Below are 14,415 nucleotides of genomic sequence, written 5' to 3'. Positions count from 1 at the left end.
CCACCATGATGCCCCGCGGCAGGCCCGCTGCCGGGGTGGCGACTCGTCAGAGGTTGAAGTATTTCATCGCCGTGCCCATGTCCTTGTCCCCGCGGCCGGAGAGGTTGACCAGGATGGTCGCCTCGGGGCCGAGCTCGCGGCCCAGCTCCAGCGCGCCGGCGAGGGCGTGGGAGGACTCGATGGCGGGGATGATGCCCTCGGTCCTGGCCAGCAGGGAGAACGCCTGCATGGCTTGGTCGTCGGTCACCCCGTGGTAGGTGGCCCGGCCGGTGTCCTTGAGCCAGGCGTGCTCCGGGCCGACGCCCGGGTAGTCGAGGCCGGCCGAGATCGAGTGGGACTCGATCGTCTGGCCCTCGTCGTCCTGCAACACGTACGTGCGCGAGCCGTGCAGCACGCCGACCGTTCCCGCGGTGAGCGTGAGCGCGTGCTCGCCACTGTCGAGGCCGTGCCCGGCGGCTTCGTAGCCGTGCAGGGCGACGTCCTGGTCGCCGAGGAAGGCGTGGAAGATGCCGATGGCGTTGCTGCCGCCGCCGACGGCCGCGCACACGGCGTCGGGCAGCCGGCCGGTGAGCTCCTGGATCTGGCGGCGGGCCTCGACGCCGATGATGCGCGCGAAGTCGCGGACCATCTCGGGGAACGGGTGCGGCCCCGCGATGGTGCCGAACAGGTAGTGGGTGGAGTCGACGTTGGTGACCCAGTCGCGGAAGGCCTCGTTGATGGCGTCCTTGAGCGTCTGGGAGCCGTTGGTGACCGGCACCACCTGGGCGCCGAGCAGCTTCATCCTGGCCACGTTGAGCGCCTGGCGTTCGCAGTCGACGGCGCCCATGTAGATGACGCACTCCAGGCCGAGCAGGGCCGCGGCGGTGGCGGTGGCCACGCCGTGCTGTCCCGCGCCAGTCTCGGCGATGACCCGCTTCTTGCCCAGCCGCTTGGTGAGCAGCGCCTGGCCCAGCACGTTGTTGATCTTGTGGGCGCCGGTGTGGGTGAGGTCCTCGCGCTTGAGCACGATCCTGGCGCCGCCGGCCTGCTCGCTGAAGCGCGGCACGTCGGTCAGCGTCGTGGGCCGCCCGGCGTAGGTGCGCAGCAGGTGGTCGAACTCGCGGATGAACTCCTGGTCGTTCTTGGCCTTCTCGTAGACCGAGGCGACCTCGTCGAGCGCCGGGATCAGCGCCTCGGGCACGAACCGTCCGCCGAAGATGCCGAACTTGCCGTGCACGTCGGGGTCGTTGCCCAGTGCGCCGTTGCCCGCCAGATCCGCGGCGGTCAGGATGGTGCCTTCGTTTGCCACTGCTATCCCTCTGCTGAGTGGTCGGGGCGCGTCGACGGGTGCGCGCCGGCGGTGACCAGCGCCTCCACGGCCTTGCGCGGGTCCTTGCCCGTGACCAGGCTCTCCCCCACCAGGACGGCGTCGGCGCCGTTACGGGCGTAGGCGAGCAGGTCGTGCGGTCCGCGCACGCCCGACTCGGCGATCTTGAGGACATTATCCGGGATCTTCGGCGCCAGCTTCGTGAAGACCTCGCGATCGACCTCAAGTGTCTTGAGGTTGCGCGCGTTGATCCCGATGACGCGGGCCCCGGCGGCGACCGCCCGGTCGAGCTCCTCCTCGGTGTGCACCTCGACCAGCGGGGTCAGCCCGATCGACTCGGCCCGCTCGATGAGCGACACCAGCGCCTCCTGCTCCAGGCAGACGACCATGAGCAGCGCCAGGTCGGCGCCGTGCGCCCGCGCCTCCCACAGCTGGTAGGAGGTGAGGATGAAGTCCTTGCGCAGGATCGGGATGTCGACCCGGGCGCGCACGGCGGCCAGGTCGTCGAGGCTGCCGCCGAACTTGCGCTGCTCGGTCAGCACGCTGATGACGTGGGCGCCACCCGCTTCGTAGTCGGCCGCCAGGGCGGCGGGGTCGGCGATGGCGGCCAGCGCGCCCTTGGACGGGCTGGAGCGCTTGACCTCGGCGATCACCGAGACCTTGTCGCCTCCGAGGGCGGCCATCGCGTCCCTGGGCGGCTGGGCCCGCTCGGCCCGCCGCTTGAGCTCCTCCATGGACACGGCCTGCTGACGTGCCGCGAGGTCGGCGCGCACCCCGTCGAGGATGTCGTCGAGGACACTCGGCCCTTCCGTCCGCTCACTCACGCGCTTGGGGTCCCTCCGGATCGACTGTGGGGGTGGCTGAAGAGTTCGCTTCGCGTCCGCTCTCCGCCTGTCCTGCGATGGTATCGGCCCCTGCGGGGTACCTCACCACAGGGCTCGCGTCTCCACGTGCCCTAGGGGGCGAGGAACGCACCGAAAGGCAGGTTCCGGACGATCCAGTAGACCACGACGACCGCCAGGAAGGCCCATAGCCACGCCGGGTGAGCGAGTGTCGTCCTGCGTGGCCGGCCCTGCGCGGCCCGGACCACCCACCTGCCCCACCAGAACAGCAGGAACGGGATCATCGCCACCATGAGCGGGTTGAGCCCGAGCGCCGCGACCGGATCGAGGTGCGCCAGCGCGTGGATGGACCTCAGCGTGCCGCAGCCCGGGCAGTAGAGGCCGGTCAGCCACAGGAAGGGGCAGGTCGGGTAGTGGCCGGGCTCGTTGGGGTCCACCGCGCCGACGAGCGCGAACACCGCCCCCGTCCCGGCCGCGACCCCGAGCGGCGCGAGCAGGCCCTTGATCCGGCCCGTGCCGCGCCGCCCGGTCGTCGCGAGATTCATGCTTCCAGTATCCGTCTTCCGGTATCCGTCTTCGTGTCCGGCCGTCAGTACGACGTGGACGGCATGCTCGCCGCGAGCAGGACGAACACCACGACGTAGAAGAGGACGAGGAGTCCCCAGCCGATGGCGCCGAAGATGATCGAGCGCTTCCACCAGGTCTTGGCCTCCTCGCTCGCCTGCACCGCGCCCTGGTAGTCGCCGACCTGCCACTTCTGGTTGACCTGCGACGACTTCACAATGGACACGATGCCGAGGGGCAGGCAGCAGAACAGCGTGGTGAGGATGGCGGGGACGAGGTGGTTGTCCGGCGGCTGCTGGCCGCCGTAGCCACCGCCGCCGGGGGGCTGCTGGCCGTAGCCGCCGCCGTAACCGCCGCCGCTCGGGGGCTGCTGGCCGTAACCGCCGTAACCGCCGCCGCTGGGCGGCTGCTCGCCGTAGCCACCGCCGCTCGGCGGCTGCTGGCCGTAACCGCCGTAGCCACCGCCGCTGGGCGGCTGCTGGCCGTAGCCGCCGCCACCGCTGGGCGGCTGCTGGCCGTAACCCCCGCCGGGCGGCTGCGAGCCGTAGCCGCCGTCGCCCTGGTTTCCGTACGTCATGGGTTTTACCTCTCAAGTGGTGCGAGTGCGCGGCAGCCTAGCGAGAAACCCCGCCCCACGTGGACTTATATCCGCATCGCGGACAATTCGTGATCCGACCGCAAGCGCATGGTCATCGTGCGGCTACTGGCCCGTGGCTAATAGCCGTAGGAAGTCGACGCGGCGGCGCCGATCCCGATGATCGACAGGATCATGCCGCCGAACCAGATCAGCAGCAGGACGTTGATCACGACCATGATGTACGACGTCACCAGGCCGGCCACCGCCATGCCCTGGCCCTCCTCGCCGGAGCGCTTGATGCGGGCGAGCGCGATGTGGCCGAGGATCACCCCGACGATGCTGGTCAGCCCGCAGCTGATCAGGCCCACGATGCCGAGGACGAGCGAGGCGACGGCCATGCCGTTGGTGGGGCGCTGCGGGGGCGGGGGCGCGCCGTACGGGTTGTAGCCGTAGGCGCCGCTCGGGGGCATCTGGCCGTAGGCGTACTGCTGCTGACCGTATCCCGCGCCGCTCGGCGGCTGCTCGCCGTAGCCGCCGCCGCTCGGGGGCTGCTGGCCGTAACCGCCGTAGCCGCCGCCCCCGCTGGGCGGCTGCTGGCCGTAGCCGCCGCCCCCGCTCTGCGGCTGCTGGCCGTAGCCCCCGTAGCCCGGCTGGCCGTAACCCGGCTGGCCCTGGCCCGGCTGGCCGTAGCCGCCGCCTGGCGGCTGGGCGCCGTAGCCGCCGCCCTGGTCCCCGTAGCTCATCCCCTGACTCCTCGTGTCGTGGCCCGTTGCACCGGCAGCTTATTGAGGAAACGGCGGACGGGCGGACAGAGGTTCAGAACAGTGCTGATTTCGTCATCCCCGGCGTCAGCGGGGATCGGTCGGGTCGTCCCCCCGGTCGAGGGCGTCCCACAGGGCCTCGTCGCCGTCGGCGGGGGCCGGGCCGCGCCGCTCGTAGCGGGCCGACATGCCGGCCCACCTGCCGCCGCGTACGATCGCCAGCACCCCTCCCCCGGCCAGCAGCAGCGCGCCGGCGCCGGCCACCGCCGGCCACACCGCCACGAAGTGCCACGTGAGGCCGGTCGCGCCGTGCAGGGTGTTGTGGGCGGCGAGCCAGTCGGTCACCCCGGAGCCGTCGAGCGCGGTCCATGTCCCGGCGCCCGCTCCGGCACCGCACAGGGCGAGCAGGCCGCCGACGACGCGGCGGCCGGCGCCCTTGGTGGCCAGCACGGCGACCACGCCGGCCAGCCCGGCCAGCGCGAGGGGCGTCAGCACCGGGCTGAGGTCGCCGCCGGTCGGCGTATCCGCCCCGGCCTGGGCGACGCTCACCCAGGTGCGGCCGGCGGCCAGCAGCACCAGCAGACAGCCGAGAACGGTGACCGCCAGCCAGGCCCACAGCTCCCGCCCGCGCGTGGCCGCCCGCGGCCGGACGTCGTTGTCCGTCGACATCGGCCTAGGCGAGCACGTCGGCGTCGAAGCAGGTGCGCTCGCCGGTGTGGCAGGCAGCGCCCACCTGATCGACCCGGACGAGCAGGGTGTCGCCGTCGCAGTCGAGCGCCACCGACTTGACGTGCTGGACGTGGCCGGAGGTGTCGCCCTTCACCCAGAACTCCTGGCGGCTGCGCGACCAGTAGGTGGCCCGGCCGGTGGTCAGGGTGCGGTGCAGCGCCTCGTCGTTCATCCAGGCCAGCATCAGCACCTCGCCGGTGTCGTACTGCTGCGCGATGGCGGGGACGAGGCCCTCGGGGTTGCGCTTCAGCCGGGCGGCGATCTCCGGATCCAGGGACATGCGTTCCATTCAACCAGCCCGGCGGCACGCCCCCGCCACCGCCGTCGCTCAGGCGAGGGCCTGGGAGAGCGTGTCGTAGATGGGGAACAGCGGCGCGAGGTTGGTCCTGCGCAGCCGCCGCAGCACCTGGCCGTCGGGGGCGACGAGCGCCATCGAGCCGTCGCGCTCGCGCAGCGCGGCGAGCTGGCGCACGAGGACGCCGAGCCCCGTCGTGTCGATGAACGTCAGCGCGCTCAGATCGACGACCAGGCGCGGTCCCGGGACCTTCGCGGCCTCGGCCGCCGCCTCGTCCAGGCAGGCGCGCACCCGTGTGGCGTTGTCCACGTCGACCTCCCCGGCCAGGCTCACCACCACGAGCTCGCCGTGGCGGCGCCGCGTCATCTCCAGCACGCCGGCGCTCACGTCGTTCATGACCCCTCCCCTGGGCGGTCCCCCGCCGGAAAGGTACACCGCCCGGGGAGGCGTCACCGTGGGTTTTGCAGAGAATGCGCTACGTGATGACGAGCCGCCGGGTATTTTCGTGGCCGGCTCGTGCTGGAGGAGGGGACGTCCCGGGTGGGTGATGTGTAGGCAGGCGCTGCGCGTGGTCTTCGCGCGCGGGCACATCGCGTCCCTGCGCAGGACGGTCGCCGAGCACGCCGCCCGCGAGGGGCTGGCCGGGCCGCGGCTGGAGGACTTCGTGCTGGCGGTCAACGAGATCACCACGAACGCCGTGGTGCACGGCGGCGGGTGCGGCACGCTGCGGCTCTGGTCGCACGCCGGGCGGCTGTGGTGCGAGGTCTCCGACGAGGGCCCCGGGCTGCCGCCGGGCTGGACGGCCGCCCGGCCCCCGCCCACCGGCCTGGAGAGCGGCGGGCGGGGGCTGTGGCTGATGCGGACGCTGTGCGACCAGGTCATGATCGTCTCCGGGCCCCGAGGCACGACCGTGACGTTCGCGGCGGGGGCCGGCTGATCAGGAGCGGGCGGCCGAGACCCAGGAGGCGTGCAGGTCGGCGTACACCCCGGGCTGCCCCACCAGCTCGGCGTGCGGGCCGCGCTGCACCAGCCGCCCGGCGTCGAAGACCAGCACCTCGTCGGCGTTCTCCGCGGTCGACAGGCGGTGGGCGATCGAGACGGCGGTGCGCCCGCGTGTGACGCCCTCCAGGGCGCGGGCCAGGCGCACCTCGGTGGCCGGGTCCACGGCCGAGGTGGCCTCGTCCAGCAGCAGCAGGTCGGGGTCGGCGAGGTAGGCGCGGGCCAGGGCGACGAGCTGCCGCTCGCCGGCCGACAGCGACTCGCCGCGCTGGCCGACGGGCGTGTCGAGGCCCGCGGGCAGGCCCTCCAGCCAGTCGGCGAGGCCCAGCTCGGTCAGCGCCAGCGCGATCTCCTCGCGGGTCGCCGACGGCTTGCCGTAGCGGATGTTCTGCTCCAGCGTGCCGTCGAACAGGAAGCCGTCCTGCGGGACCATGACGATGCGCTCGCGCAGCGAGGAGAAGCGCACGTCGCGCAGGTCGTGGCCGTCCACGGTGACGCGGCCCGCGACCGGGTCCATGAGCCGGGTCAGCAGCTTGGCGAACGTGGTCTTGCCCGAGCCGGTCTCCCCCACGATCGCGACCCGCGAGCGGGGCGGGATCCGCACCGAGACCTCGCGCAGCACGGGCGCGCCGCCGGGGTAGGCGAAGTCGACGTCCTCGAAGGCGACGGAGATGGGGCCGCGGGGGAGCTCGACGCCCTTGGGGCCGGGGTCGGCCACGTCGGGCGGGGTGTCGAGGACGCCGAGGATGCGCCGCCAGCCGGCGACCGCGTTCTGGGCCTCGTTGAGCACCTCGGTGGCGGTCTGGAGCGGCGAGACGAAGAGCGTGACGAGGAACAGGAAGGCCACGAGCCGGCCCTGCGAGATGTCGCCGGACAGGCCGAGCCGCACGCCGAGCAGGACGATCCCGGCGATCGCGACGGCGGCCACGATCTCGGTCAGCGGGAAGACGAAGCCGACGATGGTCTGCGCCCTGGTCTGGGCGGCGCGGTTGGCGTTGACGGCCTTGTCCACGCGCTCGGCGGTGCGGCGCTCGGCGGCGTAGGCGCGGATGACGGCGGCGCCGACGACGGACTCGCTGACCGCGGCCAGCATGTCGCCGGTCCGCTCACGCACCACCGTGTACGCCCGCGACAGCAGCCGCTGGAAGCGCGGCAGGGCGATCATCAGCGGGATGAAGCAGGCCCACACCAGCAGCGTGAGCTGCCAGGAGTAGACGAGCATGAGCGCGGTGGCCACGAGGAGCTGCCCCAGCGACACGATGATCATCAGCCCGCCCCACTGCATGAAGGAGCTGATCTGGTCGATGTCGTTGGTGACGCGCGAGACCAGGGCGCCGCGGCGCTCGGAGTTCTGGGTGAGCACCGACAAGTCGTGCACGTGCCGGAAGCCGCGCACGCGCAGGGTGGCCAGCGACGACTCGGTGGCCTTGTAGAGGCGGACGTTCATGACGTACGCGGCCAGCGCCGTCAGCACCACGGCGGCGGCGCACACCACCACGGCCCAGGTGATGTACGCGACGTCCGGCCTGCCGGACTTGAGCCCCTGGTCGATCGTCTGCTGGACGGCGATCGGCACGATGATCTTGCCGGCCGTGGCGACGACGGCGAGGGCGAGCGTGACCCCGAGCCCCTTGCGGAACTCGGGCGTGAGCGACAACCCCTGCCGGACGGTGGCCAGCGCGGAGCGTTCGGCGTTGCCGTGGATGCCCTGGACCGTCATGCGCTGACCTCTTCTTCCTCGCCGGCGATCTCTTTCTCGATCTCTTCCTCCAGCTCCTCCCCGGTGACGCCCGCGACCTCGATCGCGACGCGCTCGGCCTCCTCGCGCTCGTAGGCCGTCACCAGGTTGCGGTAGCCCGCGCAGCGCTCGATGAGCTCCTCGTGCGGGCCGTGGTCCACGACCCGGCCGTGGTCGAGGTAGACGACCTCGTCGGCGAGCGCGATCGTGGCCATGCGGTAGGCGACCACCACGACGGTGGAGGACTCGGCGGCGTCCCGCAGGCCGTACAGGATCTTGGCCTCGACCTGGGGGTCGACGCTGCTGGTCGCGTCGTCGAGGACGAGCAGGCGGGGGCGGCGGACGATCGCGCGGGCCAGCGCGACGCGCTGGCGCTGGCCGCCGGACAGGGACGCGCCCCGCTCGCCGACCCGGGTGTCCAGCCCCTCGGGCAGCCGGGCCACGAAGCCGTCGGCCTGGGCCAGCCGGAGCGCGGCCCACACGTCCTCGTCGGAGGTGTCCAGGTTGAGCGCGACGTTGCCGCGTACGGTGTCGTCGAACAGGAACGTCTGCTGGGGCACCAGGGCCGCCGAGGAGGCGACCGCGCCGTAGGCCAGCTCGCGCAGGTCGGCGCCGTCGAGCAGGACCGCGCCCCGGTCGGGGTCGACGAGCCTGACGAGCAGCTGCACCAGCGTGGACTTGCCCGCGCCGGTCGGCCCGACGATCGCGACGGTACGCCCGGCGGGCACCTCGAAGGCGACGTCGTGCAGCACCTCGGCCTCGCCGTAGGCGTAGGAGACGCCGCGCACCTCCAGGGCGGCGGGCCCGGCCTCCTGCGCGGCGGCCTCGCGTGTGCCGTAGTCCATGGAGCCGGTGGCGTCCAGCACGGCCTGCACCCGCTGCCAGCCGACGACGCTGCGCGGCAGCTCGGCCAGCACCCAGCCGAGCGCCCTGATCGGGAAGGCCAGCAGCGTGAACAGGTAGGCGACCTGCACCAGGTCGCCGGAGCCGATCGCGCCGCCGGACAGCCGCAGTGCTCCGACGGCCAGGACCGCGAGCACGCCCAGCGTGGGCAGCGCCTCCAGCATCGGGTCGAACAGGCCGCGCACCCGCCCGACGGCGATGTTGGCGTCGCGCAGCTCGTGGGCGCGGCGCAGGAAGCGCTCGGTCTCCAGGTCCTCCCTGCCGAGGGTCTTGACGACGAGCGCGCCGTCGAAGCTCTCGTGCGCGATCTCGCTGACCTCGGCGCGCAGCTGCTGGGCGCGAGTGGCCAGCGGGCTGAGCCTGCGCTGGTAGACGAGGTTGAGCACGGCGATGGCCGGGAAGATCAGGAAGCCCACCAGGGCCAGCACGAGATCGGTGAACACCATCGCCACGGCCGCGGTGACCAGCATGACGATCACGCCGACGGCCATGGGCAGCGGCGCGAGCGGGGCCCAGGCGGCCTCGGCGTCGGCGCTGGCGTTCGACAGGAGCTGGCCGGTCGGGTGCCGGTGGTGCCAGGACAGCGGCAGCCGGAGGTACTGCTTGGTGACGTCCCTGCGGGACCTGGCCTGCATGCGGTACTGCATGACGCCGGCCAGGATGCGCCGCCCGGCCACGCCCAGCGCCTTGAGCAGCGCGGTGCCCAGGATGAGGCCCGCGCCGGCCCACAGCGCGCCCGCGCCTACCCGGCCCTCGGCGAAGGCGGGCAGCACCACGTTCTCGGTGGCCCAGCCGAGCGCCCAGGCGGAGGCGACGGTCATGCCCCCGTAGACCGCGCTGGCCAGCACGGCGAGGGCGAAAACGGCCTTCTCGGTACGGACGGCCACCCCAAGGACCCGCAGTCCCTGACGCATGACGGCCGAGGTGACCTTGCTCGCCACCGGTTGGCCTCCCTGTATTCAACGGTATTTACACGCAAGTCACTACATCACCCCTGATCCTGCTGTTATTCCCGTGGGTAGGGTGGGCACGTGACGTATGCCCGCGACGAGCGCAACGCGCTGTGTGACCTGCTCGACCGGGTCGGCCCCGACGCGCCGACCCTGTGCACGGGCTGGACCAGCTACGACCTGGCCGCCCACCTGGCGGTCCGCGAGCGCCGCCCGGACGCGATGCCCGGCATCGCGGTCAAGGCGCTGTCCGGCTACACCGCCTCCGTCATGGACGCCATGAAGGCCAGACATCCCTATCCCGAGCTGGTCGGCATCGTCCGGCGGCCCGGCGGCGTCTACGGCCTGGCCCGCTTCCTCGACGAGACCGTCAACACGATCGAGATGTTCGTCCACCACGAGGACGTGCGCCGCGCCCAGTCCGCCTGGGAGCCCCGCGACCTGCCCGCCGGCCTCGACCGCCTCCTGTGGCAGCGGGTCTCGGCCGGCTCCCGGCTCATGCTGCGCCGCTCGCCGGTCGGCGTCGTGCTGCACCGCCTCGGCGGCGGCGTGGCGCTCGGCGGCCCCCGCCAGGGCCCGCGGGTCGAGGTCACCGGCACCGCCTCCGAGCTGCTGCTGTTCTGCTTCGGCCGCCAGGAGCACGCCCGGGTCGAGCTCACGGGCGACCCCGAGGCGGTCGCCAGGGTGCGCTCGGCGACCCTGGGGATCTAGCCGCCGGTCAAGCAGAAGTCCCGGTCCCGTAGGGGCTCGCATGAGCATTCGAGCCCGTACCATGGCAGAGGAAAGAAGCCCCCCGGTTATGATCATGAACATCTTCGCCGTGGATGCCAGTGATCGCCCAGATCCGGGTATATACGGCTGGGAATGGACTGCAGGAGGCCCCCCATGCAGGTCAAGAAGGTGATCACCTACGTGGCTATCGCGTTCGTGGTCTTCTACCTGTTCACCCGGCCGGCCCAAGCCGCCGACGCGGTGAACGGTGTGATCAACGGAATCTTCCAAGGAGCCGATCAGTTGGCCGTGTTCTTCTCGCAGGTTCTGACGTAACCCGCCCTTCTGTCTGCGGCGGGTGCTTCCCCGCGGTGCCCGATCGTGTTACGCAGGCAGGATGAGAGATCGCCCCAGCGGCAACAGGACCAGCCAGCTCGACCCCCACGCACGGCGCATCCTCGAACGGGCCGAGCTGGAGGGCGTCGAGCTGATCCGCTTCTTGTACGCCGACCACGGTGGCGTGATCCGTGGCAAGGCGGCGTCCAGGTCGCGGCTGGCCGAACGCCTCGGCACGGGCATCGGGCACACGGTGGCCATGATGGCGATGAACATGCTCGACCAGCTCCAGGACGTCGAGCAGCTGGGCCCGGTGGGCGAGGTCCGCATCGTCCCCGACCCGGCCACCTACGTCCCGCTGCCGCATGCCCCAGGCGCGGCCGCCATGCTGTCGGACCTTCGCCGGCCCGACGGCTCGCCCTGGGAGGCGTGCCCGCGGACGTTCCTCAAGGACGCGATCGCCGAGCTCGCCACCGAGGGTTACACGCTGGTCGCGGCGTTCGAGCCGGAGTTCACGCTCGGACGCCGGCTGCCCGACCCCGGGGGCGGCCCCGACCGGCTGGTCCCGCTCGACGACTCGCTGTGCTACGCCAACACCGGGTTCGACACGGCCCACGACTACGCCGTCAAGCTCGTCAGGACGCTGGAGACGCAGGGCCTGCGCGTCGAGCACTACCACCCGGAGCTCGGGCCCGGCCAGCAGGAGCTGTCCGTCCGGCACGCGCCCGCGCTGCGGGCCGCCGACAACCACGTGCTGTTCCGCGAGAGCGCGCGCGGCGTGGCCATGCGGATGCAGATGTGGGCCACGCTGGCGCCCAAGCCACTGGCCGACCAGGCGGGCAACGGCGCCCACCTGCACCTGTCGCTGTGGGACGACAAGGTCAACGTCTTCGGCCAGGACAACGACGTGCGCCGCGCCTTCATCGGCGGGCTCCTCGCCCACCTGCCCGCCCTCACCGCGCTCACCTGCGGCAGCGTCAACAGCTTCCGCCGGCTGGCGCCGCGCACGTGGGCCAGCGCGTACGCGGTCTACGGGCCGGACAACCGCGAGGCCGCGGTCCGCGTGTGCTCCGCGCTCGGCGAGAGCGGCGAGCCCAACCTGGAGCTGAAGCCGTCGGACTCCTCGGCCAACCCCTACCTGTCGCTGGGCGCGGTCATCCACGCCGGCCTCGACGGCATCCGGCGCGGGCTCGACCCCGGCGAGCCGGTCGGCGTCGACCCGGACACGCTGCCGGGCCGCTATCCCCGCCTGCCGTCCTCGCTCGGCGAGGCGCTCGACTCGCTGGAGGCCGACGAGGTGCTGACGGAGGCGCTCGGGCCGCTGCGCAGCAGCGCGTACGTGGCGGTCAAGCGGTCGGAGGCGGCCGCGTTCGCCGCCCACGACGTCGCCTACGAGCTGTACCACCACGTGCGCGCCTTCTGACGCGCACGCGGTGGCCCTCCCCCTCGCGGATCAGCGGACCGGGTGGCCCGCCATCCGCAGCGTGTCCTTGACCTCGGAGATCTTCAGCGTGCCGAAGTGGAAAACCGACGCCGCGAGCACGGCGTCGGCGCCCGCCGCCACCGCCGGCGGGAAGTCCTCCAGCCGGCCGGCCCCGCCGCTGGCGATCACCGGCACCCGGACGGCGGCGCGCACCGCCCGCAGCATCTCCAGGTCGTAGCCGTCGAGCGTGCCGTCGCCGTCCATCGAGTTGAGCAGGATCTCGCCCACGCCCAGCTCCTCGCCGCGCGCCGCCCACTCCACCGCGTCGATGCCGGTGCCGCGCCGCCCGCCGTGGGTGGTCACCTCGAACCCGCTCGGGGTGCCGGGCGCCCGCCGGGCGTCCACCGACAGCACGACGCACTGGGCGCCGAACCGCCGCGACGCCTCGGTCAGCAGCTCCGGCCGGGCGATGGCGGCGGTGTTGAGCGACACCTTGTCGGCGCCGGCCCGCAGCAGCCGGTCGACGTCCTCGACCGAGCGCACCCCGCCGCCGACGGTGAGCGGGATGAACACCTGCTCGGCGGTCCTGCGCACCACGTCGAGCATGGTCTCCCGCTCGCCGGACGAGGCGGTGATGTCGAGGAAGGTCAGCTCGTCGGCGCCCTCCTCGTCATAGCGCCGGGCCAGCTCGACGGGATCGCCCGCGTCGCGCAGGTTCTCGAAGTTGACGCCCTTGACCACGCGCCCGGCGTCGACGTCGAGACAGGGGATCACTCGTACGGCTACGGTCATGCTCGCAGTGCCTCTATTTCGATCTCGACCAGCATTCTCGGGTCGACCAGTCCGGCCACCCGTACTCCTGTGCAGGCGGGCCGCACCTTGCCGAAGGCCTCGCCGATGGCCTGGCCGACGACGTCGAAGTGACGCTGCTCGACCACGTAGTAGCGGACCATGACGACGTCCTCGCGGGTGAGCCCGCCCATCAGGACGGCTTCCAGCGCGATGTCGATCGCGGTCAGCGCCTGCGCGTGGGCGTCGCCGACGTGCCGGACCTCTCCCTCGACCGTGGCCGTGCACCCGGACACGATCACCCGCTCCCCGGCGACCACGGCGCGGGCGTAGCCGTACTTCTCCTCCCAGATGCCTCCGGAGAAGATCCTCGGACCGGTGTTCTGCATGCCGTCGCTGCTGACGCTCATTCCGTCCCCTCCCGGCGGAGCTACACGCGTACCGCGGCAAGCGCGTTCTCGAGTGTGAACGCGTGAGCGTAGAGGGCCTTGCCCACTATGGCGCCCTCCACTCCGTCGGGAACGAGAGAAGCCAGTGCGAGCAGGTCATCGAGGCTGGAGACGCCGCCGCTGGCGATGACCGGTTTGTCAGTCCGTGCGCAGATTTGCCGGTAAAGGTCGAGGTTGGGGCCTTGGAGCATGCCGTCCTTGGTGACGTCGGTGACGACGTAGCGGGGGCAGCCGTCGGCCTCCAGCCGGTCGAGCACCTCCCACAGGTCACCGGCGTCCTGGGTCCAGCCGCGCGCGGCCAGGGTCGTGCCCCGCACGTCGAGGCCCACCGCGATGCGGTCGCCGTGCTCAGCGATGATCTTGCGGCACCACTCGGGGTTCTCCAGCGCGGCGGTGCCGATGTTGACCCGGCGGCAGCCGGTGGCCAGGGCGGCGGCCAGGGTGGCGTCGTCACGGATGCCGCCGGACAGCTCCACGTTGACGTCCACCCGGCCGATCAGCTCGGCGATCAGCTCGCGGTTGTCCCCCCGGCCGAACGCCGCGTCGAGGTCCACCACGTGGATCCACTCGGCGCCGGCCTCCTGCCAGGCCAGCGCGGCGTCCAGCGGCGCGCCGTAGCCGGTCTCGGTGCCGGCCTCGCCCTGGCTCAGGCGGACGGCCTGGCCGTCCACGATGTCCACGGCGGGCAGCAGTACGAGCGACATTTCTTCAGGTCCTCCGGTCGAAGGCGAGGGTCACGACAACGGGTACGAGCAACAGGGACAGGACGAGCACCGCGAAACTGACCGCGAGCGAGCCCCACAGCAGCCAGGCCAGCGCCTGGACCAGCAGGAACGCCGCCCCCACCACCACGTTCTGCGCCCGGTGGCGGCGGGCGATCAGGCCGCCCTGGCGGCGGACGCGCACCGGGCGCGGCACGAGCCGGGCGAAGAAGGCCCGCCGCCGGGCGCCGCGCGCCTGGCGCTCCTCGTTGGCGCGCATGGCGCGGGCCCGCTCGGCCTCACGCTCGGCCCGCCGCCGGGCCCGTTCCTTGCTCACCGCTC

Annotated in this window: 18 protein-coding genes; 4 read left to right on the top strand and 14 right to left on the bottom strand. The window is 72.4% G+C overall.

Annotated features, from left to right (window positions below; all coding sequences use genetic code 11):
• Positions 1-46 precede the first annotated feature (46 nt).
• The 8 genes from trpB to AC27IY_RS04460 form a co-directional block, all read right to left on the bottom strand.
• Positions 47-1,270, bottom strand: a complete 1,224-nt coding sequence (gene trpB / locus AC27IY_RS04495) for a tryptophan synthase subunit beta (protein WP_423472630.1) — start codon at positions 1,268-1,270, stop codon at positions 47-49.
• A 20-nt stretch (positions 1,271-1,290) separates the two neighbouring features.
• The gene (gene trpC / locus AC27IY_RS04490; protein ID WP_364445456.1) at positions 1,291-2,130 is read right to left on the bottom strand and encodes an indole-3-glycerol phosphate synthase TrpC; all 840 of its coding nucleotides are present in this window, start codon (positions 2,128-2,130) and stop codon (positions 1,291-1,293) included.
• A 131-nt stretch (positions 2,131-2,261) separates the two neighbouring features.
• Positions 2,262-2,693 carry a DUF2752 domain-containing protein gene (locus tag AC27IY_RS04485; RefSeq protein ID WP_487177192.1) on the bottom strand — a complete coding sequence of 144 codons (432 nt, stop codon included), beginning with the start codon at positions 2,691-2,693 and terminating at the stop codon, positions 2,262-2,264.
• A gap of 44 nt (positions 2,694-2,737) precedes the next feature.
• The gene (locus tag AC27IY_RS04480) at positions 2,738-3,289 is read right to left on the bottom strand and encodes a CD225/dispanin family protein (protein WP_423452706.1); all 552 of its coding nucleotides are present in this window, start codon (positions 3,287-3,289) and stop codon (positions 2,738-2,740) included.
• 137 nt (positions 3,290-3,426) lie between these two features.
• Positions 3,427-4,032: a DUF4190 domain-containing protein gene (locus AC27IY_RS04475; protein ID WP_487177191.1), complete on the bottom strand. Its 606-nt coding sequence runs from the start codon at positions 4,030-4,032 to the stop codon at positions 3,427-3,429.
• A 105-nt stretch (positions 4,033-4,137) separates the two neighbouring features.
• Entirely contained in the window at positions 4,138-4,719 is a 582-nt protein-coding gene (locus AC27IY_RS04470) for a Trp biosynthesis-associated membrane protein (protein WP_487177190.1), read from the bottom strand.
• Between the two features lie 4 nt (positions 4,720-4,723).
• Entirely contained in the window at positions 4,724-5,068 is a 345-nt protein-coding gene (gene hisI, locus AC27IY_RS04465; RefSeq protein ID WP_423452709.1) for a phosphoribosyl-AMP cyclohydrolase, read from the bottom strand.
• Between the two features lie 39 nt (positions 5,069-5,107).
• Positions 5,108-5,470 carry an STAS domain-containing protein gene (locus AC27IY_RS04460; RefSeq protein ID WP_344214958.1) on the bottom strand — a complete coding sequence of 121 codons (363 nt, stop codon included), beginning with the start codon at positions 5,468-5,470 and terminating at the stop codon, positions 5,108-5,110.
• 151 nt (positions 5,471-5,621) lie between these two features.
• Between AC27IY_RS04460 and AC27IY_RS04455 the strand changes: the two genes are divergently transcribed.
• Entirely contained in the window at positions 5,622-6,011 is a 390-nt protein-coding gene (locus AC27IY_RS04455) for an ATP-binding protein (protein WP_423452710.1), read from the top strand.
• Here AC27IY_RS04455 and AC27IY_RS04450 read toward each other — a convergent pair whose 3' ends face one another.
• Together AC27IY_RS04450 and AC27IY_RS04445 are read right to left on the bottom strand one after the other, a co-directional pair.
• Entirely contained in the window at positions 6,012-7,793 is a 1,782-nt protein-coding gene (locus AC27IY_RS04450) for an ABC transporter ATP-binding protein (protein WP_487177189.1), read from the bottom strand.
• A complete protein-coding gene (locus AC27IY_RS04445) occupies positions 7,790-9,628 on the bottom strand; it encodes an ABC transporter ATP-binding protein (RefSeq protein ID WP_449945416.1) in 1,839 nt (612 codons plus the stop codon). The genes AC27IY_RS04450 and AC27IY_RS04445 overlap by 4 nt, the downstream gene beginning before the upstream one ends.
• Before the next feature lie 117 nt (positions 9,629-9,745).
• Between AC27IY_RS04445 and AC27IY_RS04440 the strand changes: the two genes are divergently transcribed.
• The 3 genes from AC27IY_RS04440 to AC27IY_RS04430 all read left to right on the top strand — a co-directional run bounded on the left by AC27IY_RS04440 (position 9,746) and on the right by AC27IY_RS04430 (position 12,134).
• Positions 9,746-10,375: a TIGR03085 family metal-binding protein gene (locus tag AC27IY_RS04440; protein ID WP_487177188.1), complete on the top strand. Its 630-nt coding sequence runs from the start codon at positions 9,746-9,748 to the stop codon at positions 10,373-10,375.
• 174 nt (positions 10,376-10,549) lie between these two features.
• Entirely contained in the window at positions 10,550-10,711 is a 162-nt protein-coding gene (locus AC27IY_RS04435) for a cytochrome c family protein (protein WP_020543816.1), read from the top strand.
• A 61-nt stretch (positions 10,712-10,772) separates the two neighbouring features.
• A complete protein-coding gene (locus AC27IY_RS04430) occupies positions 10,773-12,134 on the top strand; it encodes a glutamine synthetase family protein (RefSeq protein WP_487177187.1) in 1,362 nt (453 codons plus the stop codon).
• Between the two features lie 30 nt (positions 12,135-12,164).
• Here the strand turns inward: AC27IY_RS04430 and hisF are convergent, their stop codons facing one another.
• Genes hisF through AC27IY_RS04410 form a run of 4 tightly spaced genes read right to left on the bottom strand, consistent with a single transcriptional unit; the run spans position 12,165 to position 14,410 of the window.
• Positions 12,165-12,926 carry an imidazole glycerol phosphate synthase subunit HisF gene (hisF, locus tag AC27IY_RS04425; protein ID WP_344214947.1) on the bottom strand — a complete coding sequence of 254 codons (762 nt, stop codon included), beginning with the start codon at positions 12,924-12,926 and terminating at the stop codon, positions 12,165-12,167.
• Positions 12,923-13,333, bottom strand: coding sequence for a Rid family hydrolase (locus AC27IY_RS04420; protein ID WP_344214945.1), 411 nt, complete (start codon positions 13,331-13,333; stop codon positions 12,923-12,925). Before AC27IY_RS04420 ends, hisF begins: the two co-directional genes overlap by 4 nt.
• 20 nt (positions 13,334-13,353) lie before the next feature.
• The gene (gene priA, locus AC27IY_RS04415) at positions 13,354-14,076 is read right to left on the bottom strand and encodes a bifunctional 1-(5-phosphoribosyl)-5-((5-phosphoribosylamino)methylideneamino)imidazole-4-carboxamide isomerase/phosphoribosylanthranilate isomerase PriA (RefSeq protein WP_487177186.1); all 723 of its coding nucleotides are present in this window, start codon (positions 14,074-14,076) and stop codon (positions 13,354-13,356) included.
• 4 nt (positions 14,077-14,080) lie between these two features.
• Positions 14,081-14,410, bottom strand: a complete 330-nt coding sequence (locus tag AC27IY_RS04410) for a hypothetical protein (RefSeq protein ID WP_423452714.1) — start codon at positions 14,408-14,410, stop codon at positions 14,081-14,083.
• Positions 14,411-14,415: the final 5 nt, after the last annotated feature.

It is taken from the genome of Nonomuraea sp. B208, assembly GCF_057536035.1.
The sequence above is the reverse complement of the archived record's forward strand: the minus strand, read 5'-3'. Positions and strand labels throughout refer to the sequence as shown.